This window comes from Pseudomonas putida W15Oct28, from assembly GCF_000708715.2.
Taxonomy (GTDB): Bacteria; Pseudomonadota; Gammaproteobacteria; order Pseudomonadales; family Pseudomonadaceae; genus Aquipseudomonas; species Aquipseudomonas putida_R.
Map to the genome: position 1 here is coordinate 15363 of NZ_JENB01000051.1, position 21650 is coordinate 37012.

Genomic DNA, 21650 nt, shown 5'->3' on the forward strand with positions numbered 1-21650 from the left:
TTACAGGCCTTCGCCCAGCACCCGGTCAATACAGTCGACAAAGTAGTCCACGCTTGCCCGGGTGGTGCACATCGGTGGCTTGATCTTGAGGATGTTCAGGTAATCGCCGGTCGGCTGCATGAAGATGCCCAGGTCACGCAGGCGATTGCACAGCGTCATGGTTTCTTCGGTGGCCGGCTCCAGGGTTGCGCGGTCGCGCACCAGTTCCAGCCCCAGGTAGAAGCCAGAGCCATGTGCAGCGCCAGCCAGCGGGTGCTTGTCGACCAGCGCCTGCAGGCGGGCCTTGAAATAGCGCCCGGTGTCGCGCGCGTTGTCCCACAGGCCTTCCTCTTGCATCACGTCCAGCACCGCCATGCCGATGCGGCAGCTGACCGGGCTGCCACCGGCCGAGGAGAAGAAGTAACCCTCGGCCTCCAGCGCCTCGGCGATTTCGCGGCGGGTGATGACCACGCCCAGCGGCTGGCCGTTGCCCATGCCCTTGGCCATGGTGATGATGTCGGGCACCACGCCCTGCTCCTCGAAGCCCCAGAAGTATTCGCCCAGGCGGCCATAACCCACCTGCACCTCGTCGGCGATGCACACCCCGCCACGGGCGCGGACCTTGGCGTAGGCGTCGCTCAGGTAGCCGGCCGGCAACGAGATGCCGCCGGCATTGCCGTACACCGGCTCGCAGATGATGCCCGCCAGCTGGCGGCCACGGGCATCCAGGTCAGCCAGCTTGGCGTCGACGTCCTGCAGGTAGTCTGCGGCGCTGTCGGCACCGCGGAAACGACCGCGGAAGGTGTTCGGTGCCTCGACCGGGTGCACCCAGTCCGGGCGGGTTTCCAGGGCCTGCGGGTTGTCGGCGATGGACGTGGAAATGGCGTCGGTGGCCACCGACCAGCCGTGGTAGGCCTCCAGCACGCTGAGCAGGTCACGCCCGCCGCTGTAGGCCCAGGCCAGGCGAATCGCCAGGTCGTTGGCTTCGGTACCGCTGTTGACCATGAACACCCGGTCGAAACCCTCGGGTGCCAGCGCCAGCAGGCGTTCGGAGAACTCGGTGATGGCGGCGTAATGGAAGCGCGAGTTGGTGTTCAGCAGCGACCACTGCCGCGCCGACTCGGCGACCATGCGTGGGTGGCCATGGCCCAGCACTGCGACGTTGTTGAGCATGTCCAGGTACGAACGGCCCTGCATGTCGATCAGGTAGTTGCGCCAGCCGCGTTCAATGTGTGGCGGCTGCGCGTAGTAGTGCTTCTGCGAACGGGCGAAGCTGGCGTCGCGGCGGGCCAGCAGGGCTTGGGGATCGGGCAGCGGCTCGGCATCGCAATCGAAGCCCAGCAGCGCGGCTGGCGACGGGCACAGGGCCAGCCAGGCGGCAGCCTGGGACGGGGTGGCGAAAAATGGCGGCTGGATGCCGTTATCCAGGCACAACTGCACGCTGAGGAACCCACAACTGCTGCCCAGGGACTGGCCTTTTTCCACGGCCTGGCCGTCTGCCGGTGCGTCCTCCAGGCCCTGCAGCCACAACGCCCAGTGCGCGGTACGCAGGCAGCCACGGCCGTCGCCATGGCGCTGCCAGGTGCCGGGTGCTGGTGCTTGCACCAGGCTGCCGTTGGGCACGTGCAGTTCAACGCCGAGGGCGCAGGTGGCGGGCTCTTCGGGGCGGTCGATGTGGGTTTGCGACAGGCGATATTGCCCGTGCAGGCTGCAGGCCGGCGTGGCTTGCGAAGTCAGCAGGTGCTGGTCGAAACCGGGTTGCTCCCAGTTGCCGGCCTCGCAGTGTGTGCTGAGTACCCCCAGGTCCACCTGGGTTACAGCCTGCCCGGCCAGCTCGGGGAGCAGGGGGGCGCAATCGGTCAAGTCTGGCGCCTTGGGTTGCAGGCCCGCGGCCTGCAGGATGGCCGCCTCCATCAGGGCGAAAGGCACGGCGGTGGCAGTGTCGAAAATTTCCCATTCGTGGGCAATGTTGTCGCGGGTGTATTGGTTGCCCGGGTCGACGGCGAGCTGCTGTTCGCTGCTCAGCACCAGCACGGCAGCGCGGTTCAGCACCAACGGCCACAAGGCGCGCAGTTCGGCCTCGGTCAGCGGGTTGAGCGCCTGGTAAGCCTGCACGGCTGGCAGGATACGCAGTGGGTCGCCCTCGGCGTGGTGCAACAGCGCAGCGCAGGTCACCGACAGGTCGGCGATGCGCCAGGTGCGCAGCAGGTCGCCGAAATCAATCACGCCTTGCAGTTGCCACTGACGCTGGTCATCACGGGCCCACACGGTGTTGTCGTCGGTGATGTCCAGGTGCACGGCCTGGCTTGGCAGTTGATCAGCCAGCGGCATCAGGCGCTCGCTCGCCTGGCGGGTGGCGTGTTCGATGCGGGCGCGCTGCCCGCTGTTTTGCAGCACCGGCAGCAGGTGATCGATCAGTGCCTGGGCATGCTGCGGGTCCCATTGCAGGGTGCGCGCAAGGCCTGGGTGGTCGAAACCGGCCAGGGCCTTGTCCAGCTTTGCACAGAGCCCGCCCAGTTCTGCCATCAGGCGGGGCTCCATGTGCCTGAGCCGGGTCAGCGGCTGGCCTTCGATGTAATCGAGCAGGCGCAGGCGCAGGGGTTGCGCGTCGATGTCCAGTTCAAGCAACCCCATGCCGTTGTGGGCTGGGCGCACGGCGGGTACCGGCAAACCTTGATCGCGCAGGAAGGCCAGGGCGGCGTGCTGTGCTTCCAGTTCCAGCTGGGCATAGCTGCCGTGGCAGGCCTTCAGCACATAGCCGCCATGCGGCGTGGCCACGCGGAAGTTCAGGTCTTGCTGGCTGCCCAGTACCGACAGGTTGCTGGCAAGGCCGTAGTGGGCCTGCAGCACAGCGTGTGCCTGGGCTTCGCTCAGCGTTGGGCTGGGCAGGCCGGAGCGCTGTATCAGCGTGGCCAGGGCAGGGGAAGCAGGCGGGTGTTGTGGGCTGGGCATGGGATCTACCGTGGGTACTGGGAGTTGACGGTGGAGAATTTATGCCCGATTCGGCTGATGATGGAAGACGATTGTTGTCAGAAAAATTGATCACTAGTTCTTTGCTTGGTTTGCGTACCAACGAGTGTGGCTTTACATAAAGTTATTCCGTGGCAATAATTATTGGTAATCAATAATTCTGGATAAAGCCATGATCGACATTTTTCCGCGCCATGAACTGGCTGCCGATATGGCCAGGCAGCTGTTGAAACCGTCCGCTCTGGATATCGGATTGCGTTCAGGTTTGTTCTTCTCGGGACTGCGCCGGACCGGCAAGACTACCTTCCTGAAGAACGACTTGATCCCTGCTTTGGAGGGAATGGGCGCGCTGGTGATCTATGTCGATCTCTGGAGTGATACCCAGACCAGTCCTGTGGTCCTTGTCCTTGCTGCAGTGCGCAAAGCCCTTGCTGATCTCCAGAAACCCGGTTCGGCGTTCTTGCAGAGACTGAAAACTCTGCGTGGTGCAGCGGTCGAAGTGACCGGGCTCAAATTCGGATTCAACCTCGAAACCTTGGGCGCTGAAGGCGGGGTGACGCTGGCGGAAGTGCTGACTGAAGTGGTAGACCAGGCCAGGACAGATGTCGTGCTGGTTGTGGACGAGGTACAGCAGGCGATCACCACCGAAGACGGGCAGCAGATGATGTTGGCGTTAAAGGCGGCACGAGACGCGATCAATCCACGACCAAACACGCCGGGGCACTTTCTGTTTATCGGTATCGGCTCTCATCGGGCGATGGTCAACGAATTGACCGCTCGACGTAATCAGGCGTTTGCCGGTGCTACCAACGTCCCCTATCCGGTGTTGGGAAGGGACTGTGTCGAATTCTGGCTCAAGCGGCTCGCGAATGATGGAATGGTTAATTTGCCCTCGCTGGATGTCGCCGATCTGGCATTCAAAACGCTGGGTAGCAGACCGGAAGAATTCATACGTGCACTTCGACAGCTGGTCCTTTCGTCAGCGTCGGGTGCAGGGCCTGATGAATTGCTGCCAGTGATCGCGTCAACGTTGCGTTCGGCTGCCGCCGACCTGGAGCTGATGAAGGTAGAAGAGCTGGGCGTTCTGGCCGAGGCGATTTTCGCCCGGATTGCGTCGGCCGAAGGTGATGTGCGCGGGGTATTTTCCAACGAGGCAGCAGCCGAGTACTCGAAGTTCGTGGGACGCGAAGTGCGTGTTGAAGAGATACAGCCGGTTGCCAATGAGCTGCTGGCCGCCAACCTGATCATGCGCCGCGGGCATGGGGTGTATGGGGTGACCGATCCGTTTGTGCAGGAAATCTGGCGCGAACGGCAGGCCCTATTGGGGCGGCTTTGAGTGGTGCGATGCTACGGGTGTGCAGGGGGCTGCGATTCGCCCGGATCAGGCCGCAGTGGGCAGGCCAGCGTCAATCGCTGCATCAAAGTAGCCCGTAATACCTGCAACTCTTCTAGCCGCTGCTCGACTAGCACCAGCTTGTCTCGCAGCAACGCTTCCACCGCTTGGTCTGGCTCGGCGGACTGCCACAACTGCTCAACGTTGCTGCCAATCTCGTTCAGGCTGAACCCAAGGCGCTGCGCCGTTCGGATGAATACCACCAGTTGGGCGGTCTCGTCGGGGTAGTCGCGGTAACCATTGGCCAGCCGGCGGGCCTGGATCAACCCCCGCTCTTCGTAGAAACGCAGGGTGTCACGGCTGACGCCACAGACCTGAGCGAGTTCTCCAATACGCACGGCAATCTCCTTGTTCGGGCTTGACCTTGGAGCATACTCCACGGTTTAGCCTGCTGCCTTCGTTGATTCAGAGGGCAGTGAACATGTGGAGCAAAACGCAGTATCGCAAGCTGGTAAGAGCCAGTGGCATCTATGACCTGGTCGTCACCATCGGCTTCGCAACGCCCTGGAGCTTTGCCCTGTTGCATGGGTGGTTGAGCGGGTTGCATGACGGGCTTGGCCTGGTGGGTGAGATACCGGCGTTCGGGCCGATGCACATGATGATGGCCAACCTGATGGGGTCGATCGTGTGTGTCTGGGCGTGGTTGCGGATTCGCCACCCGGAGCAGCGGTTCGGGCGATACGATGCGGCGGGGAGGGTGCTGTTTTCGGCGTGGCAGTTGTACGCGGTGCTCAATGGAGCTTCACCGCTGATCTGGGGTGTCTTGGCGATGGAAGTGTTATGGGCTATTGCCCAGTTGGCACCCGTCTCACGGTCCCACGCAACCCCTGTGGAATCAACTGTCTTGCGCGAAATCTGAAGGCTGGCGCGATTACTGTGGGAGCGGGCGAGCCCGCGAAGCAGGCCACGCGCTGGATGGCACCGGCTGCGCCGGTGTTCGCGGGCATGCCCGCTCCCACAAAGGCCGTGCTATCGGGTCATGCGTTTGCGTGTTTCCTCGTCGAGTGCGCGCCTCAACGAGGCCAGGAATGGAATGGCATCGGTATATCGGCGACCGTATTCAAGATTGAACGCGTAGTCGAAATCGGGCGGGTTATCGCCTTGGGTGTGCTGCAGGATGGTTTCGATCTTGTCCAAGGCCTTTACCACTTTGGCCTCCGGCGAGCTGGCCGCTTCGTACTCATCGAACAAGCCAACAATGGTGTCCTGCATCGAGGGCGCCAGCATCGAAGTCATGGCAATCAGGTCCTGCCGCTCGTTCATGCCTTTGTCTGGTGTCGCATGCGCTTGCGGCGCAGGCACATCACTTTCAGGCCGGCCTGTCGACGTGTGGGCACTGCGTGTCACGCTCTTGCGCTTTTCGGCTTGGCGCAGGAATTCGAGTTTTTTCGATACGCGCCCGCTGCTCGGGCTCGGCGTCCTGCACGCCGGATTCCCAGCGAGAAATGGTCGACTGGCACACCCCGAACATCTGCGCGGCATGCAGCTGTTTGACCCGGTTCAACATGCGCCAGTGCTTTAGCATCGGGCCAATGGGTGTGTTGCGTAGTGAAGGTGAGAGATTCATGTCTGTCTTCCGGGCTAGCGCGGTCTTGCGAGCTTATCGGATGCCTGGGCGGGCCCTTTCGCGGGTAAACCCGCTCCCACAGGTACTGTGCAAGTATTGAAGCCTGCGACAACCCTGTGGGAGCGGGTTTACCCGCGAAGAGGCCCGCACAGGCAACACATCACTCAAGCCTTGGTGGCAGCAGCTAAGAAGCCTCAACCTCCAAGAACGCCGCCTCCAGCAGCTGCCGGGTATACGGATGCTGCGGCGCATGGAAGATCGCCTGCGCGTTCCCTTGTTCCACCACCTGCCCATGCTTGATCACCATCAACTGGTGACTCAGCGCCTTGACCACCGCAAGGTCGTGGCTGATAAACAGGTACGTCAGGTTGTACTTCTGCTGCAGGTTACGCAGCAATTCTACCACCTGCCGCTGCACGGTGCGGTCCAGCGCGGAGGTAGGTTCATCCAGCAGGATCAGCGCCGGCTTAAGCACCAGCGCCCGGGCAATGGCGATGCGCTGGCGTTGCCCGCCAGAAAACTCGTGGGGGTAGCGATGCCGCGTGCGGGGGTCCAGGCCCACTTCCTCAAGTGCTGCAATAATCGCCGCTTCCTGTTCCTGCGCGGTGCCAATGCCGTGAATGCGCAGCCCTTCACCTACGATGTCCGCCACGCACATGCGCGGGCTCAGGCTGCCAAACGGGTCCTGGAACACCACCTGCATTTCCCGCCGCAGCGGCCGCACGGCCTTCTGGTTCAGCCCTTGCAGGTTCTGCCCATGGAAGCGGATGCCGCCTTGGCTGGAGATCAGCCGCAAGATCGCCAGGCCGAGGGTCGACTTGCCCGACCCGGACTCGCCAACAATCCCCAGCGTCTGCCCCTGCGGCAAGCTGAAGTTGACCCCGTCCACGGCCTTCACATGGTCAACCGTGCGCCGCAGAAAACCCTTCTTGATCGGGAACCACACCTTGAGGTCATCCACCTCCAGTAGTGGCGCGCCTACCGGGTTGTGCGCCGGTAGGCCGCTGGGCTCGGCATTGATCAGCATCTGCGTGTAGTGGTGCTGCGGGGCGCTGAACAACGTGGCGCATTCGGCCTGCTCGACGATCTGTCCGCGCTGCATCACGCATACGCGGTGGGCGATGCGGCGCACCAGGTTCAGGTCATGGCTGATCAGTAGAAGCGCCATGCCCAGACGCGCCTGCAGTTCCTTGAGCAGGTCGAGAATCTTCAGCTGCACGGTCACGTCCAGCGCCGTGGTCGGTTCATCGGCAATCAGCAATTCTGGCTCGTTGGCCAGTGCCATGGCGATCATCACCCGCTGGCGCTGCCCGCCCGACAGCTCATGGGGCAGGGCCTTCAAGCGCTTGTGCGGTTCGGGGATGCCGACCAGCTCCAGCAGCTCCAGGGTGCGCGCGGTCGCTTCCTTGCCGGTCAGGCCCTTGTGCAGCAAAAGAATTTCGTTGATCTGCTTTTCGATGCAGTGCAGCGGGTTGAGCGAGGTCATCGGCTCCTGGAAGATCATCGCAATGCGGTTGCCGCGTATGCGCTGCAGGGTCTTCTCGTTCTGCTGCAGCAGGTCCTTGCCTTCGTAGCGGATGCTGCCGCTGGGGTGGCGGGCGAGGGGGTAGGGCAGCAGGCGCAGGATCGAGTGCGCGGTGACCGATTTGCCCGAGCCACTTTCGCCCACCAGCGCCAGCGTCTCGCCTTTGCGGATATCAAAGCTGATGCCGTCCACCACCCGGTTGACCTGGTCCCCGGTCACGAACTCCACGGCCAGGTCCCGCACTTCGATCAGGTTCTGTTCACTCATGTCACTTCCTCGGGTCGAAGGCATCGCGGGCGGATTCGCCGATGAACACCAGCAGGCTCAGCATCAGCGCCAGCACGGCGAAGGCACTGATGCCCAGCCAGGGTGCCTGGAGGTTGGACTTGCCCTGCGCTACCAGTTCGCCTAGCGATGGCGAACCGGCGGGCAGGCCGAAGCCGAGGAAGTCCAGGGCGGTCAGGGTGCCGATGGCGCCGGTGAGAATGAACGGCATGAAGGTCATGGTCGAGATCATGGCGTTGGGCAGGATGTGCTGGTACATGATCGCGCCGTTGCGCATACCCAACGCGCGGGCGGCGCGCACGTATTCCAGGTTGCGCCCGCGCAGGAACTCGGCGCGTACCACATCCACCAGGCTCATCCACGAGAACAGCAGCATGATGCCCAGCAGCCACCAGAAGTTGGGCTGCACAAAGCTGGCCAGGATGATCAGCAGGTACAGCACAGGCAGGCCAGACCAGATTTCCAGGAAGCGCTGCCCGGCCAGGTCGACCCAGCCACCATAGAACCCCTGCAGCGCGCCGGCGATGACGCCGACGATGGAGCTGGCCACGGTCAGGGTGAGGGCAAACAGTACCGAAATGCGGAAGCCGTAGATCACCCGCGCCAGCACGTCGCGGCCCTGGTCGTCGGTGCCCAGCCAGTTGTCCGCCGAAGGTGGGGCAGGGGCCGGGACACGCAGGTCGTAGTTGATGCTCTGGTAGCTGAACGGGATTGGCGCCCACAGCACGAAGCTGTCTTTCTTCGCCAGCAGCTCGCGGATGTACGGGCTCTTGTAGTTGGCCTCCAGCGGGAATTCGCCGCCGAAGGTGGTTTCCGGGTAGCGCTTGAACGCCGGGAAGTACCATTCGCCGTCGTAACGCACGGCAACCGGCTTGTCATTGGCGATCAGCTCCGCGCCCAGGCTCAGGCCGAACAGGATCAGGAACAGCCACAGCGACCACCAGCCACGGCGGTTGGCCTTGAAACGCTCGAAGCGCCGGCGGTTGAGGGGGGACAAGGCCATGTCAGTGCTCCCGGCTGGCGAAGTCGATGCGTGGATCGACCAGGGTGTAGGTCAGGTCGCCGATCAGTTTCACCACCAGCCCCAGCAGGGTGAAGATGAACAGGGTGCCGAAGACCACCGGGTAGTCGCGGTTGATGGCCGCTTCGAAACTCATCAGGCCCAGGCCGTCGAGGCTGAAGATGACCTCGATCAGCAAGGACCCGGTGAAGAAGATGCCGATGAACGCCGAAGGGAAGCCTGCAATCACCAGCAGCATGGCGTTGCGGAACACGTGGCCGTACAGCACCCGGGTCCGGCTAAGGCCCTTGGCCTTGGCGGTGACCACATACTGCTTGTTGATCTCGTCGAGGAAGCTGTTTTTGGTGAGCAGGGTCATGGTGGCAAAGTTGCCGATGACCAGCGCGGTGATCGGCAGCACCAGATGCCAGAAGTAGTCCAGCACCTTGCCGGTGGTGCTCAGTTCGTCGAAGTTGTTGGAGGTGAGGCCGCGCAGCGGGAACCAGTCGAAGTAGCTGCCGCCAGCGAACAGCACGATCAGCAGGATGGCGAACAGGAACGCCGGGATGGCGTAGCCGACGATGATCGCCGAGCTGGTCCACACGTCGAAGTGGCTGCCATGGCGCACGGCCTTGGCGATCCCCAGCGGGATCGACACCAGGTACATGATCAGCGTGCTCCACAACCCCAGCGAGATCGACACCGGCATCTTCTCGACGATCAGGTCGATGACCTTGGCGTCGCGGAAGAAGCTGTCGCCGAAGTCCAGCTGGGCGTAGTTCTTGATCATCAGCCACAGGCGCTCGGGCGGCGACTTGTCGAAGCCATACATGCGCTCGATTTCGGCAATCAGCGCCGGGTCCAGGCCTTGGGCGCCACGGTAGTTGGAGCCGGCCACGGAAACCTCGGCGCCGCCACCGGCTATGCGGCTGGTGGCACCTTCGAAGCCTTCGAGCTTGGCGATCATCTGCTCGACCGGGCCACCGGGCGCGGCCTGGACGATGATGAAGTTGATGACCAGGATGCCGAGCAGGGTCGGGATGATCAGCAGCAGGCGGCGCAGGATATAGGCCAGCATCTTAGTTGGCCTCGTCCGCAGGGGCGTCGCTGACCGCCGGGGTTACCCCGGGCTTGATCCACCAGGTGTCGATGCCGATGTCGTACTTGGGCGACACTTTCGGGTGGCCGATGTGGTTCCAGTAGGCCACGCGCCAGGTCTTGATGTGCCAGTTGGGGATCACGTAGTAGCCCCACAGCAGTACGCGGTCGAGGGCGCGGCAGTAGTCGACCAGGCTCTGGCGGGAGTCGGCGTTGATCAGTTGTTCCACCAGTTGGTCGATGGCCGGATCGCGCAGGCCGATGAAGTTGCGGCTGCCTGGGTTGTCGGCGGCGGCACTGGACCAGAACTCGCGCTGCTCGTTACCCGGCGAGTTGGATTGCGGGTAGCCGCCGACGATCATGTCGTAGTCACGTGAACGCAGGCGGGTGATGTACTGGGAAACGTCAACCCGGCGGATGCTCAGGTCGATGCCGAGGTCGGCGAGGTTGCGCTTGAACGGCAGCAGAATGCGCTCGAACTCGGTCTGCGCCAGCAGGAACTCGATGGTTACCGGCTTGCCTTGGGCGTCGACCATCTTGTCGTCGACGATTTTCCAGCCGGCTTCCTGCAGCAGCTTGTAGGCCTGGCGCTGCTGCTCGCGGATCATGCCGCTGCCGTCGCTGACCGGGTTCTTGAAGGCTTCGGAGAATACCTGGTCGGGGACTTTGCCACGCAGCGGCTCGAGGATTTTCAACTCGTTGGGGCTGGGCAGGCCGTGAGCGGCCATTTCCGAGTTGTCGAAGTAGCTGCCGGTGCGCGTGTAGGCACCGTTGAACAGCTGCTTGTTGGTCCACTCGTAGTCCAGCAGCAGGCTCAGCGCCTGGCGCACACGCACGTCCTGGAACACCGGGCGGCGTATGTTGAAGATGAAGCCCTGCATACCGGTGGGGTTGCCGTTGGGCAGTTCTTCCTTGATCAGGCGGCCGTCGCGCACGGCGGGCACGTTGTAGGCGGTGGCCCAGTTCTTCGCGCTGACTTCCAGCGCATAGTCGAACGCCCCGGCCTTGAGCGCCTCCAGGGCGACGGTGGTGTCGCGGTAGGAGTCGAAAGTCATGACATCGAAGTTGTAGAAGCCACGGTTGATTGGCAGGTCTTTGGCCCAGTAGTCCTTCACCCGCTCGTAGCGAACCGAGCGCCCGGCCTTGACCTCGGCGACCTTGTACGGGCCGCTGCCCAGCGGGATTTCCAGGTTGCCACGGTTGAAGTCGCGTTTTTCGTACCAGTGCTTGGGCAGCACTGGCAGCTGGCCGAGAATCAGCGGCAGCTCGCGGTTGCCCTTGTGCTTGAACCTGAACAGCACCTTCAGCGGATCTTCGGCGACCACTTCGGCGACGTCGGCGTAGTACTGGCGGTACAGCGGCGCACCGTCCTTGATCAGGGCATTGAAGGTGAACACCACGTCTTCGGCACGCATCGGGTGGCCGTCATGGAAGCGGGCTTCGGGGCGCAGGTAGAAGCGCACCCAGCTGTTGTCCGGGGCTTTCTCGATCTTGCCGGCCACCAGGCCGTATTCGGTGAACGGCTCGTCCTGGCTCTGGCGCATCAGGGTGTCGTAGATGCTGCCGATGTTCTCGGCCGACACGCCTTTGTTGATGAACGGGTTGAGGCTGTCGAAGCCGCCGAAGCTGGACTGGCGGAAGGTGCCGCCCTTGGGCGCGTCGGGGTTGACGTAGTCGAAGTGCTTGAAGTCGGCTGGGTATTTGGGCGGCTCGTCGTACAGGGTGAGCGCGTGTTGCGGTGCGGCCAGGGTGGGAAGGCTCAGGCAGGCGAGCAACAGGCTGCCAGCCAGCCGGCGCAGACGGTGCGTTGGCGTCATTGGGCTTTCTCCGAAGTCTTGATCCACCAGCTGTTCAGCCCAAGGGTATAAGGCGGTGTGGTGACGAAGGCGAACCGGTTGCGGTAGGCCAGGCGATGGTTGTCGAGGTACCAGTTGGGGATCATGTAGTACTGCCATGAGAGCACGCGGTCCAGGGCGCGTGCGGCGGCGACCTGGTCGTCGCGGGTGCGTGCGGCCAGCAGGGTGTCGAGCAGGTGGTCGACCACCGGGTCCTTGACCCCAGCATAGTTCTTGCTGCCCTTGGTGGCGGCCTGGCTGGAATGGAAGTACAGCCACTGTTCAAGGCCGGGGCTCAGGGTCTGGTTCAGGGTCATCAGAATCATGTCGAAATCGAACTGGTCCAGGCGTTGTTTGTACTGGGCACGGTCCACGGTGCGCAAGCGCGCATCGATGCCGATGCTGGACAGATTTTCGACATAAGGTTGCAGGATGCGTTCAAGGTTGGGGTTTACCAGCAGCAGTTCCATGCGCAGCTGCTGGCCCTTGCTGTCGACCAGGCGCTGGCCGTTCAGCTTCCAGCCGGCCTCGGCAAGCAGGCCCAACGCCTGGCGCAGGGTCTGGCGGCTGATGCCGCGGCCGTCGGTCTGGCTGACCTTGTAGGGTTCGCTGAACAGCTTGGCCGGCAACTGATCGCGGAACGGCGCCAGCAGCAGCCACTCCTTGCCAGTGGGCAGGCCGCTGGCGGCGAACTCGCTGTTGGGGTAGTAGCTGGTCGAGCGGCGGTAGGCGCTGCTGAACAGGGCACGGTTGGTCCACTCGAAGTCGAGCATCAGCCCCAGCGCCTGGCGTACCCGCGGGTCGCTGAAGGTGGCCCGACGGCTGTTCATGAACAGGCCCTGGGTTTGCGTGGGGATCTGGTGCGGGATCTGCGCCTTGATCACTTCGCCACGGCGCACGGCCGGGAAGTTGTAGCCGTTGGCCCAGTTCTTCGCCTGGTGCTCGATATAGATGTCGAATTCGCCAGCCTTGAACGCTTCGAAGGCCACTGTGGCGTCGCGGTAGAACTCGTACTCCACGCGCTTGAAGTTGTATTTGCCACGGTTGACCGCCAGGTCCTTGCCCCAGTAGTTCTTCACCCGCTCGAACACCAGCCGGCGCCCGGGTTGTACCTGGGTGATGCGGTAGGGGCCGCTGCCCAAGGGCGGCTCGAAGGTAGTGGCCTTGAAGTCGCGCTTTTGCCAGTATTGCTTGGGCAGCACCGGCATCTCGCCCAGGCGCAGGATCAGCAGCGGGTTGCCGGCGCGCTTGAACACGAAACGGATGCGCAGCGGGCCGAGGATGTCTACCCGCTGCACTTCCTGCAGGTTGGTGCGGTAGATCGGGTGGCCGTCCTTGAGCAGCGTGCGGTAGGAAAAGGCCACGTCTGCCGAGGTGATCGGCTGGCCGTCATGCCAACGGGCTTCCGGGCGCAGGTTGAACACCACCCAGCTGCGGTCCTCGCTGTATTCCACCGAACGGGCGATCAGGCCGTAGCTGGAGGTCGGCTCGTCACCCGACGGGTCGTACTGGCCAGTGCCGACCATCAGCGGCTCGTTCAGCTCGCTGATGCCGTACTGCTGGAAATTGGGCGTGGTGACCGGGCTCGACCCCTTGAAAGTGTAGGGGTTGAGCGTGTCGAAGGTGCCAAAAGCCATGGCTCGCAAGGTGCCGCCCTTGGGCGCTTGCGGGTTGACCCAGTCGAAATGGGTAAATGTGGCTGGGTACTTGAGCGTGCCGAACTGCGCGTATCCGTGGCTTTCGCTCACCATCGCGGCTACGGGGAAGCTCAAGGCCAGGCTGATTGACAGCAGGAGGGGACGTATCAAGTCGGCATCCGATCCAGAGGCGTTGGGCTTTGATCGGGTACAGTAACAGCTTGGTGGGGTTGGAAAAAGAGAGGTTTTGAAGGAGGGAGTGGCTTCGTTCTAATGGAGATGACGCGGTAGCTGTAGGAGCGGCCTTGTGTCGCGATCGGGCTGCGCAGCAGCCCCCGCAATATCGGCATTGCATTCAAGAATTTGGGGCTGCTGTGCAGCCCGATCGCGACACAAGGCCGCTCCTACAGGGATCGCGTCAATCCTGCCGACGGCAATTAATGCGAGAGGTAGACGGTCAGGGTCTGGCCTGGCTTGAGGGCGTGGCCGCTGCGTGGGTTCCAGCGCTTGAGGTGCTGCATTTCCACGTTGAAGCGTTTGGCCACCAGGTACAGCGAGTCGCCCTTGCGCACCTTGTACTGGGTGGAGCGCTTGCCGGATGCCGCTACCCGGTTGCCGGCGGCGCTCGGCCCCTTGCCACCGCGCAGGGCCAGCACCTGGCCGGCCCGCAGGCTGCTGCCGGAGAGGCGGTTCCAGCGCTTGATGTCATTGACCGAAACGCGGTTGGCCTTGGCGATGGCGCCCAGGTTGTCGCCACGCTTGACCCTGTAGCTGCGCGCTGCCACCGGTGCCTTGGCTTCGGCCACGGCGCGGGCGAACACGGCCTTGTTCGGTTGCAGGCTGACCAGTTGCTCGGGCTTGAGGTTGGACAGGCTGTCGCTCAGCAGCTGCGCCTTGGCGGTCGGCACCAGTAGCTGCTGCGGGCCGTCCACGGTCATGCGCTTCTTGAAGGCCGGGTTGAGCTGGATCAGCTCGTCTTCGTCGATGTTGGCAAAGGCCGCTACCCGCGACAGGTCCAGGCGATCATTGATGGCGACCGCTTCGAAGTAGGGCTCGTTGGCGATCGGGTTCAGGTTCACGCCATAGGCTTCAGGCGTGAGCACCACCTGCGACAGGGCCAGCAGCTTGGGCACATAGTCGCGGGTTTCCTGAGGCAGCGGCAGGTTCCAGTAGTCGGTTGGCAGGCCGAGCCGTTCGTTGCGCTCCATGGCGCGGCTCACCGTGCCTTCGCCGGCGTTGTAGGCAGCCAGGGCCAGCAGCCAGTCACCGTTGAACATGTCGTGCAGGCGGGTCAGGTAGTCCAGTGCGGCGTTGGTCGACGCGGTGATATCGCGTCGGCCATCGTAGAAGTTGGTCTGGCGCAGGTTGAAGTGGCGACCGGTCGCTGGCATGAACTGCCACATGCCGGCAGCGCTGGCGCGTGAATAAGCCATCGGGTTGTAGGCACTTTCGATGGCGGGCAGCAGGGCCAGCTCCAGCGGCATGTCGCGCTCTTCAAGACGCTCGACGATGTAGTGCAGGTAGAGGCTACCGCGCTCGCCGGCGCTTTCGATGAACGTCGGGTTGCTGGCGAACCACAGGCGCTGCTGCTCGATGCGCGGATTGACGTCGATGCTGTCCTGCAGGGCGAAGCCCTGGCGCATGCGCTCCCAGACATCCTGCGGCGCCTGCTCGGCCGGCTTGACCAGCAATGGCGCAGGCTTGTGCTTGATCCGCGCCTGATAGCTGTGCGCGCGAACGCTATCGGATTCGTCAAGCTGACGGGTGCTCTGGCAGCCCACCAGGGTGGCGGCCAGAGCCAGCGCACTGATTTGGGCCAGGCGCGTCAGGGCGACGGAATGAGAGGTTCTGCGGCTACGGGAAGACATCGGCTGAGACGGGTATCCGGGCGAAAAATTTCGGCGATTCTAGAAACCGCTCCGGGCCTGGTCAACCTTTGACCATCGATTGCGATATATCTTGAGGTTATCAGAAGGTGTCCTTCCAAGACCTCAAGGCAGCAAAAACAGTGACCTGCGAGTCGTTTGGATGTCCCTTCCATTCGTCTGCTTTTTGTTTAACTAATGTTTCAGAGGTGCGCAGGAAGGGGTTGGTCAGGCGTTCCAGGCCAATCGTTGATGGCAAGGTGATGCGATTGTCGGCGCGCAACCGGGTAACGTCATCGAACCGCTTTAGAACGTGCAGGTTGGTGGGTTCCACCGCCTTGGCAAAGCGCAGGTTGCTGAGGGTGTATTCGTGGGCGCAGTACACTTCGGTGTGGGCCGGCAGTGCCGCCAGGCGGGCGAGGGCCGGTTGCATCTGTTCGGGTGTACCCTCGAACATGCGCCCGCAACCGGCAGCGAACAGGGTGTCGCCACTGAACAGTAGTGGCGTTGCCGGCTGGTCGCTGAAGAAAGCGATATGCCCCAAGGTGTGGCCAGGCACCGCCAGCACCTGGAACATCACGCCCAGCACCGTCACCTGGTCGCCTTCGTCCAGCGCCAGGTCGCGGCAGGGAATACGCTCGTGGGCCGGGCCGCAGACCCGTGCGCCGGTCAGTTGCCTGAGCCTTTCCACGCCGCCGACATGGTCGTTGTGGTGGTGGGTAATCAGGATGTCGCTGAGCACCCACGCGGGGTTGGCCGCCAACCAGCGTTCCACCGGGCCGGCGTCACCCGGGTCGACCACCGCGCAGCGGCGTTTGGCAGTATCCTGTAACAACCAGATGTAGTTGTCGGAGAAAGCGGGGAGAGCATCGATCTGTATCATGGTGCGGATCCGATTCGCCTAGCGTGGCACATGAAGGCATCTTAGCCGCGATGGCGCGGTGGGAGAACCTTCGAGGGAGAGCGCAATGACCGACCAAGCCTTTGCCCAGGCCGACCCGGACTGGGTCAAGCTGATCAGCCTGGCCCGTGAGTGGTTCAATGGCCCGATTGGCCAACTGATGCTCAAGGAAGAGGAAAAGCTGCTTGAAGAAGAGCTCGGCCGCTTCTTCGGGGGCTACCTTGTGCACTACGGCCCCTGCGCGGAGCCGCCGCCCAGTGCCCCCCAGGTGCAGCGCAACGTGCGCCTTGGGGCGCCGCTGCCGGGGGTGGAAATTGCCTGTGAAGAGCAGGCCTGGCCGCTAAGCGAGCACGCCGCCGATGTGGTGGTGCTGCAGCATGGCCTGGATTTCAGCCTATCGCCCCATGGCTTGCTGCGCGAGGCCGCCAGTGCCGTGCGCCCGGGCGGGCACCTGCTGATCGTCGGGATCAACCCGTGGAGCTGTTGGGGCATGCGCCATTTCTTCAGCCATGGCGCCTTGCGCAAGGCGCGCTGCATCTCGCCGTCACGGGTAGGCGACTGGCTCAACCTGCTGGGCTTCGCGCTGGAGAAACGCCGCTTCGGGTGCTATCGTCCGCCGCTTGCTTCACCGGCCTGGCAGCAGCGCCTGGCGGGCTGGGAGCGGATGGCCGGCGGCTGGCAGAGCTCCGGTGGCGGGGTGTACCTGCTGGTGGCGCGCAAGATGGTGGTGGGCCTGCGGCCGTTGCGCCCGGAACGCCGCGAGCCGATGGGCAAGTTGCTGCCGCTGCCGCTGGCCAAGGTGAACCGCACGGCGGTCAACCCTGAAACTGACAAGCACTGAATTCAAGAGTGGTACATGAGCGATAGCGTCGAAATGTTTACCGATGGTGCCTGCAAAGGCAATCCTGGCCCGGGTGGCTGGGGGGTCCTGATGATCTACAAGGGCGTCGAGAAGGAACTGTGGGGCGGCGAGCGTGAAACCACCAACAACCGCATGGAGCTGATGGCGGCGATCCAGGGCCTGATGTCGCTGAAGCGTGAATGCGAAGTGGTGCTGACCACCGACTCGCAGTACGTGATGAAGGGCATCAACGAGTGGATGGTCAACTGGAAGAAGCGCGGCTGGAAGACCGCGGCCAAGGAGCCGGTGAAGAACGCCGACCTGTGGCAGCAGCTCGATGAGCAGGTCAACCGCCACAAGGTGAGCTGGAAGTGGGTGCGCGGCCATATCGGCCACCCTGGCAACGAACGCGCCGACCAGCTGGCCAACCGTGGGGTCGATGAGGTGCGCGCCCAGCGTTGAGCTGGGGTACAATCGCGGCCTTTGTAACTGATGCAAGTTGGAGCGCCCCGCGTGGAGCAGCAGCAAGATAAACGGTTCGTCATTCTCGATACCGAAACCACGGGTATGCCGGTCAGCGAAGGCCACCGGATCATCGAGATCGGCTGTGTCGAGGTGATCGGCCGGCGCCTGACCGGGCGGCACTTCCACGTCTACCTGCAGCCGGACCGCGAGAGTGACGAGGGCGCTATCAACGTCCACGGCATCACCGATACCTTCCTGGTCGGCAAGCCACGTTTTGGCGATGTAGCCGAGGAATTCTTCGACTTCATCCAGGGCGCCACGCTGGTCATCCACAACGCGGCGTTCGACGTTGGCTTCATCAACAACGAATTCGCCTTGCTGGGCCAAAAGGACCGCGCAGATCTCGCGCAGCACTGCACCATCCTCGACACCCTGCTGCTGGCGCGCTCGCGCCACCCGGGGCAGCGCAACAGCCTCGATGCGCTGTGCAAACGCTACGACATCGACAACTCGGGCCGTGAGCTGCACGGCGCATTGCTTGACTCGGAACTGCTGGCTGACGTCTACCTGGCGATGACCGGTGGCCAGACCAGCCTGTCGCTGGCCGGGCACGGCGCAGATGCCGACGGGGATGGGCAGGGCAATGGTGGTAGCGAGATCCGCCGGATTACCGGGCGGGCGCCTGGGCGGGTGATCATGGCCGCCGAGCGGCTGGCTGCCGTTGCCAAGTCGGCGGGTGGGCCATCCATGTGGCAGGCCCTGACCGAGACACCTGCTGGCTGATTCTCTGCCTGTACCGGCCCTTTCGCGGGCAAGCCCGCTCCCACAGGGATCTCACAAACCCTGAGCTAGTGGGGTTCCTGTGGGAGCGGGCTTGCCCGCGAAGAGGCCGGCCCTGAAAACACAGGCTCAACTACCCTGAAATGGACGCCATGTCCTTCGGAGGTAGCTGCCTGATGTACAAGGACCTCAAGTTCCCGATCCTCATCGTCCACCGCGCCATCAAGGCCGACAGCGTTGCCGGTGAGCGCGTGCGGGGCATCGCCGAGGAACTGCGCCAGGATGGCTTCGCCATTCTCGCCGCCGCCGACCACGCCGAAGCCCGCCTGGTTGCCGCCACCCACCACGGCCTGGCCTGCATGCTGATCGCTGCCGAAGGCGTTGGCGACAACACTCACCTGCTGCAGAACATGGCCGAGCTGATTCGCCTGGCCCGCCTGCGCGCACCCAACCTGCCGATCTTCGCCCTGGGTGAACAGGTAACCCTGGAAAACGCCCCGGCCGAGGCCATGAGCGAGCTTAACCAGCTGCGCGGTATTCTTTACCTGTTCGAAGACACCGTGCCGTTTCTCGCGCGCCAGGTGGCGCGCGCCGCACACACCTACCTCGACGGCCTGCTGCCGCCGTTCTTCAAGGCCCTGGTGCAGCATACTGCGCAGTCCAACTATTCGTGGCATACCCCGGGCCATGGCGGTGGCGTGGCCTACCACAAAAGCCCGGTGGGCCAGGCTTTTCACCAGTTCTTCGGGGAAAACACCCTGCGCTCCGACCTGTCCGTTTCCGTGCCGGAACTCGGCTCGCTGCTCGACCACACCGGGCCGTTGGCAGAAGCCGAAGCCAGGGCGGCGCGCAACTTTGGCGCCGACCACACCTTTTTCGTCATCAACGGCACGTCCACGGCCAACAAGATCGTCTGGCACGCCATGGTCGGGCGCGACGACCTGGTGCTGGTGGACCGCAACTGCCACAAGTCGGTGGTGCACGCGATCATCATGACCGGCGCCATTCCGCTGTATCTGTGCCCGGAGCGCAACGAGCTGGGCATCATCGGCCCGATCCCGCTCAGCGAATTCAGCCCCGAGGCCATCGCGGCGAAGATCCAGGCCAACCCCCTTGCCCGTGATCGTGGGCAGCGCATCAAGCTGGCAGTAGTGACCAATTCCACCTATGACGGCCTGTGCTACCACGCCGGGATGATCAAGCAGAGCCTGGGCGCCAGTGTCGAGGTGCTGCATTTCGATGAGGCCTGGTTTGCCTACGCGGCGTTTCATGACTTCTTCACCGGGCGCTATGCCATGGGCACTGCCTGCACGGCAGACAGCCCGCTGGTGTTCAGTACCCATTCCACCCACAAACTGCTGGCCGCGTTCAGCCAGGCCTCGATGATCCATGTGCAGGACGGGGCCAGGCGCCAGCTGGACCGGGACCGCTTCAACGAAGCGTTTATGATGCACATCTCGACCTCGCCGCAGTACAGCATCCTCGCCTCGCTGGACGTGGCCTCGACCATGATGGAAGGGCCGGCCGGGCATTCACTGCTGCAAGAGATGTTCGACGAGGCGCTGAGTTTTCGTCGTGCCCTGGCCAACCTGCGCGAGCACATTGCTGCGGATGACTGGTGGTTCAGTATCTGGCAGCCGCCGAGCACCGAGGGTACCCAGCGCCTGGCCGCGCAGGACTGGTTGCTGCAACCGGGGGCGGAGTGGCATGGCTTTGGCGAGGTGGTGGACGACTATGTGCTGCTCGACCCGCTCAAGGTGACCTTGGTGATGCCGGGCCTGAGCGCGGGCGGTGTGCTGGGCGAGCATGGCATCCCGGCGGCGGTGGTCAGCAAGTTTCTCTGGGAGCGGGGGCTGGTGGTGGAGAAAACCGGCTTGTACAGCTTCCTGGTGCTGTTCTCCATGGGCATTACCAAAGGCAAGTGGAGCACGTTGCTTACGGAGTTGCTGGAGTTCAAGCGCCACTATGATGGCAATACAGCCCTGAGTAGTTGCCTGCCGAGTGTGGTGGCAGCTGATGCTTCACGCTATCAGCGGATGGGGTTGCGCGACCTGTGTGACCAGTTGCATGACTGCTACCGCGCCAATGCCACGGCCAAGCAACTGAAGCGGTTGTTCACGCGCTTGCCGGAGGTGGCCGTGAGCCCGGCCCGGGCCTATGACCAGATGGTGCGTGGCGAGGTGGAGGCGGTGCCGATCGAGGCGCTGCTGGGGCGTGTGGCGGCGGTGATGCTCGTGCCGTATCCGCCCGGCATTCCATTGATCATGCCGGGCGAGCGGTTCACCGAGGCGACCCGCTCGATACTCGACTACCTGGCCTTCGCCCGGGCATTCAACCAGGGCTTCCCCGGTTTTGTCGCCGATGTGCATGGCCTGCAGAACGAGAGCGGCTGTTACACCGTTGACTGCATCACGGAATGCGAATGATTTCGACGCCGCTGCGCGCCAGTTCGAAGCGGTTTTCACCGAGGTGGTTGACCTTGTCGCCGATGGCCAGGCGGTAGGTGGTGATGGGGGCGCCCAGCGTGCTGCCGTCGAGTTGCAGGGTGGATTCCTGGAACTCGTGCACGGGATAGATACGGCCTTCGGCGTCACGGGCGTGGAATTGGCCGACCATTACTGCTGCCATTTGGGTGGAAACCTCTGAATTACGTAGAAAATGTCTGAAGGCATAGACCGTGGAACAGCCTCGGAAGTTTTCATCCTGCGGAAAAAAAACCAAAGCGCCGAGGAACGGTCATCTATAACTACAACGTCCCTTTACCCAGCAAAGGTTGGAAATTGCCATGAGCCAGGTGTATTCGGTAGCGGTTGTCGTGGGTAGCTTGCGCAAGGAGTCGTACAACCGCAAGCTCGCCCGCGCACTTTCGGAGCTGGCGCCGTCCAGCCTTGCCCTGAAGATCGTCGAAATTGGCGATTTACCGTTGTACAACGAGGACGTCGAGGCCGAAGCGCCACCGGCGGCGTGGAAGCGGTTTCGCGAGGAGATCCGCGGCAGTGATGCGGTGTTGTTCGTCACGCCAGAATACAACCGATCGGTGCCGGGTTGCCTGAAAAATGCAATTGATGTGGGCTCGCGGCCCTACGGGCAAAGTGCCTGGAGTGGCAAGCCGACGGCGGTGGTCAGTGTATCGCCCGGGGCCATTGGCGGCTTTGGTGCCAACCATGCGGTACGCCAGTCGCTGGTGTTTCTGGACATGCCGTGCATGCAGATGCCCGAGGCCTACATTGGCGGTGCAGCGAGCCTGTTCGAGGACTCGGGCAAGCTCAATGACAAGACCCGGCCGTTCTTGCAGGCATTTGTCGACAAGTTTGCGTCGTGGGTGAAGCTGAACAGGGCGGTTTGATTGCCTTGAGCAAACATCTCTGAGCGCACGATCCCTGTAGATACCGTCTTGACCCTCACCCCGCAAGAGGGATTTTGGGGTCAAACGGTATCCCCGACTTCACCACCCCGTAAACCAGGTGCAGCAGCTTGCGCATCGCCGCGCAGACGATCTGTTTGTAGGC

At 63.1% G+C, this 21650-nt stretch carries 19 protein-coding genes; 7 read left to right on the forward strand and 12 right to left on the reverse strand.

All coding sequences use genetic code 11. From position 1 onward, the window contains the following. Window positions 1–2931 (reverse strand): aminotransferase, encoded by a 2931-nt coding sequence (locus AK81_RS24300; RefSeq protein WP_043203305.1) that lies wholly within the window; start codon window positions 2929–2931, stop codon window positions 1–3. 190 nt (window positions 2932–3121) lie between these two features. Between AK81_RS24300 and AK81_RS24305 the strand changes: the two genes are divergently transcribed. After that, entirely contained in the window at window positions 3122–4285 is a 1164-nt protein-coding gene (locus AK81_RS24305) for an ATPase (protein ID WP_043203306.1), read from the forward strand. Window positions 4286–4296: 11 nt separating this feature from the next. On the opposite strand, the gene AK81_RS24310 is transcribed toward AK81_RS24305, so the two are convergent. Beyond that, window positions 4297–4680 carry a MerR family transcriptional regulator gene (locus AK81_RS24310; RefSeq protein ID WP_050491941.1) on the reverse strand — a complete coding sequence of 128 codons (384 nt, stop codon included), beginning with the start codon at window positions 4678–4680 and terminating at the stop codon, window positions 4297–4299. An 83-nt stretch (window positions 4681–4763) separates the two neighbouring features. Here AK81_RS24310 and AK81_RS24315 point away from each other — a divergent pair, with 83 nt between their 5' ends. Then, on the forward strand, window positions 4764–5201 hold the full coding sequence (locus AK81_RS24315) for a hypothetical protein (protein WP_043203307.1): 438 nt from the start codon (window positions 4764–4766) through the stop codon (window positions 5199–5201). A 110-nt stretch (window positions 5202–5311) separates the two neighbouring features. On the opposite strand, the gene AK81_RS24320 is transcribed toward AK81_RS24315, so the two are convergent. The 9 genes from AK81_RS24320 to gloB all read right to left on the reverse strand — a co-directional run bounded on the left by AK81_RS24320 (window position 5312) and on the right by gloB (window position 16037). Then, window positions 5312–5716: an HD domain-containing protein gene (locus AK81_RS24320; RefSeq protein WP_050491942.1), complete on the reverse strand. Its 405-nt coding sequence runs from the start codon at window positions 5714–5716 to the stop codon at window positions 5312–5314. Beyond that, complete coding sequence (locus AK81_RS30540) at window positions 5652–5909, reverse strand: helix-turn-helix domain-containing protein (RefSeq protein ID WP_241496115.1); 258 nt, start codon at window positions 5907–5909, stop codon at window positions 5652–5654. Before AK81_RS30540 ends, AK81_RS24320 begins: the two co-directional genes overlap by 65 nt. Window positions 5910–6093: 184 nt before the next feature. Next, complete coding sequence (locus AK81_RS24325) at window positions 6094–7701, reverse strand: ABC transporter ATP-binding protein (RefSeq protein WP_043203309.1); 1608 nt, start codon at window positions 7699–7701, stop codon at window positions 6094–6096. Between the two features lies 1 nt (window position 7702). Continuing rightward, window positions 7703–8722, reverse strand: coding sequence for an ABC transporter permease (locus AK81_RS24330; protein ID WP_043203312.1), 1020 nt, complete (start codon window positions 8720–8722; stop codon window positions 7703–7705). 1 nt (window position 8723) lies between these two features. After that, entirely contained in the window at window positions 8724–9797 is a 1074-nt protein-coding gene (locus AK81_RS24335; RefSeq protein ID WP_043203314.1) for a microcin C ABC transporter permease YejB, read from the reverse strand. 1 nt (window position 9798) lies between these two features. Further along, on the reverse strand, window positions 9799–11634 hold the full coding sequence (locus AK81_RS24340; RefSeq protein WP_043203317.1) for an extracellular solute-binding protein: 1836 nt from the start codon (window positions 11632–11634) through the stop codon (window positions 9799–9801). Further along, window positions 11631–13460, reverse strand: coding sequence for an extracellular solute-binding protein (locus AK81_RS24345; protein WP_206542917.1), 1830 nt, complete (start codon window positions 13458–13460; stop codon window positions 11631–11633). Before AK81_RS24345 ends, AK81_RS24340 begins: the two co-directional genes overlap by 4 nt. Window positions 13461–13726: 266 nt before the next feature. Beyond that, a complete protein-coding gene (locus AK81_RS24350; protein WP_043203321.1) occupies window positions 13727–15157 on the reverse strand; it encodes a lytic transglycosylase domain-containing protein in 1431 nt (476 codons plus the stop codon). Between the two features lie 100 nt (window positions 15158–15257). Next, window positions 15258–16037: a hydroxyacylglutathione hydrolase gene (gene gloB, locus AK81_RS24355; protein WP_043203324.1), complete on the reverse strand. Its 780-nt coding sequence runs from the start codon at window positions 16035–16037 to the stop codon at window positions 15258–15260. A gap of 85 nt (window positions 16038–16122) precedes the next feature. On the opposite strand from gloB, the gene AK81_RS24360 reads away from it, so the two are divergent. The 4 genes from AK81_RS24360 to AK81_RS24375 all read left to right on the forward strand — a co-directional run bounded on the left by AK81_RS24360 (window position 16123) and on the right by AK81_RS24375 (window position 20567). Next, window positions 16123–16896, forward strand: a complete 774-nt coding sequence (locus AK81_RS24360; RefSeq protein ID WP_043203325.1) for a methyltransferase domain-containing protein — start codon at window positions 16123–16125, stop codon at window positions 16894–16896. A 15-nt stretch (window positions 16897–16911) separates the two neighbouring features. Next, a complete protein-coding gene (gene rnhA / locus AK81_RS24365; RefSeq protein ID WP_016498736.1) occupies window positions 16912–17358 on the forward strand; it encodes a ribonuclease HI in 447 nt (148 codons plus the stop codon). A 51-nt stretch (window positions 17359–17409) separates the two neighbouring features. After that, entirely contained in the window at window positions 17410–18144 is a 735-nt protein-coding gene (dnaQ, locus tag AK81_RS24370; RefSeq protein ID WP_043203327.1) for a DNA polymerase III subunit epsilon, read from the forward strand. Between the two features lie 173 nt (window positions 18145–18317). Beyond that, window positions 18318–20567: an Orn/Lys/Arg decarboxylase N-terminal domain-containing protein gene (locus AK81_RS24375; protein ID WP_043203330.1), complete on the forward strand. Its 2250-nt coding sequence runs from the start codon at window positions 18318–18320 to the stop codon at window positions 20565–20567. Here AK81_RS24375 and AK81_RS24380 read toward each other — a convergent pair. Continuing rightward, window positions 20551–20769 (reverse strand): hypothetical protein, encoded by a 219-nt coding sequence (locus AK81_RS24380; protein ID WP_016488235.1) that lies wholly within the window; start codon window positions 20767–20769, stop codon window positions 20551–20553. The genes AK81_RS24375 and AK81_RS24380 overlap by 17 nt on opposite strands. Before the next feature lie 157 nt (window positions 20770–20926). On the opposite strand from AK81_RS24380, the gene chrR reads away from it, so the two are divergent. Further along, on the forward strand, window positions 20927–21487 hold the full coding sequence (gene chrR / locus AK81_RS24385) for a class I chromate reductase ChrR (RefSeq protein ID WP_043203332.1): 561 nt from the start codon (window positions 20927–20929) through the stop codon (window positions 21485–21487). Window positions 21488–21650: the final 163 nt, after the last annotated feature.

Excerpts from the sequence above, each read along its gene's own strand:
- rnhA (WP_016498736.1), top strand. The coding sequence starts at position 16,912 with ATGAGCGATAGCGTCGAAATGTTTACCGATGGTGCCTGCAAAGGCAAT.
- AK81_RS24300 (WP_043203305.1), bottom strand. The coding sequence starts at position 2,931 with ATGCCCAGCCCACAACACCCGCCTGCTTCCCCTGCCCTGGCCACGCTG.
- AK81_RS24315 (WP_043203307.1), top strand. The coding sequence starts at position 4,764 with ATGTGGAGCAAAACGCAGTATCGCAAGCTGGTAAGAGCCAGTGGCATC.
- AK81_RS24380 (WP_016488235.1), bottom strand. The coding sequence starts at position 20,769 with ATGGCAGCAGTAATGGTCGGCCAATTCCACGCCCGTGACGCCGAAGGC.
- AK81_RS24350 (WP_043203321.1), bottom strand. The coding sequence starts at position 15,157 with ATGTCTTCCCGTAGCCGCAGAACCTCTCATTCCGTCGCCCTGACGCGC.
- AK81_RS30540 (WP_241496115.1), bottom strand. The coding sequence starts at position 5,909 with ATGAATCTCTCACCTTCACTACGCAACACACCCATTGGCCCGATGCTA.
- AK81_RS24325 (WP_043203309.1), bottom strand. The coding sequence starts at position 7,701 with ATGAGTGAACAGAACCTGATCGAAGTGCGGGACCTGGCCGTGGAGTTC.
- AK81_RS24360 (WP_043203325.1), top strand. The coding sequence starts at position 16,123 with ATGACCGACCAAGCCTTTGCCCAGGCCGACCCGGACTGGGTCAAGCTG.
- AK81_RS24335 (WP_043203314.1), bottom strand. The coding sequence starts at position 9,797 with ATGCTGGCCTATATCCTGCGCCGCCTGCTGCTGATCATCCCGACCCTG.
- AK81_RS24375 (WP_043203330.1), top strand. The coding sequence starts at position 18,318 with ATGTACAAGGACCTCAAGTTCCCGATCCTCATCGTCCACCGCGCCATC.
- chrR (WP_043203332.1), top strand. The coding sequence starts at position 20,927 with ATGAGCCAGGTGTATTCGGTAGCGGTTGTCGTGGGTAGCTTGCGCAAG.
- gloB (WP_043203324.1), bottom strand. The coding sequence starts at position 16,037 with ATGATACAGATCGATGCTCTCCCCGCTTTCTCCGACAACTACATCTGG.
- AK81_RS24330 (WP_043203312.1), bottom strand. The coding sequence starts at position 8,722 with ATGGCCTTGTCCCCCCTCAACCGCCGGCGCTTCGAGCGTTTCAAGGCC.
- AK81_RS24340 (WP_043203317.1), bottom strand. The coding sequence starts at position 11,634 with ATGACGCCAACGCACCGTCTGCGCCGGCTGGCTGGCAGCCTGTTGCTC.
- AK81_RS24305 (WP_043203306.1), top strand. The coding sequence starts at position 3,122 with ATGATCGACATTTTTCCGCGCCATGAACTGGCTGCCGATATGGCCAGG.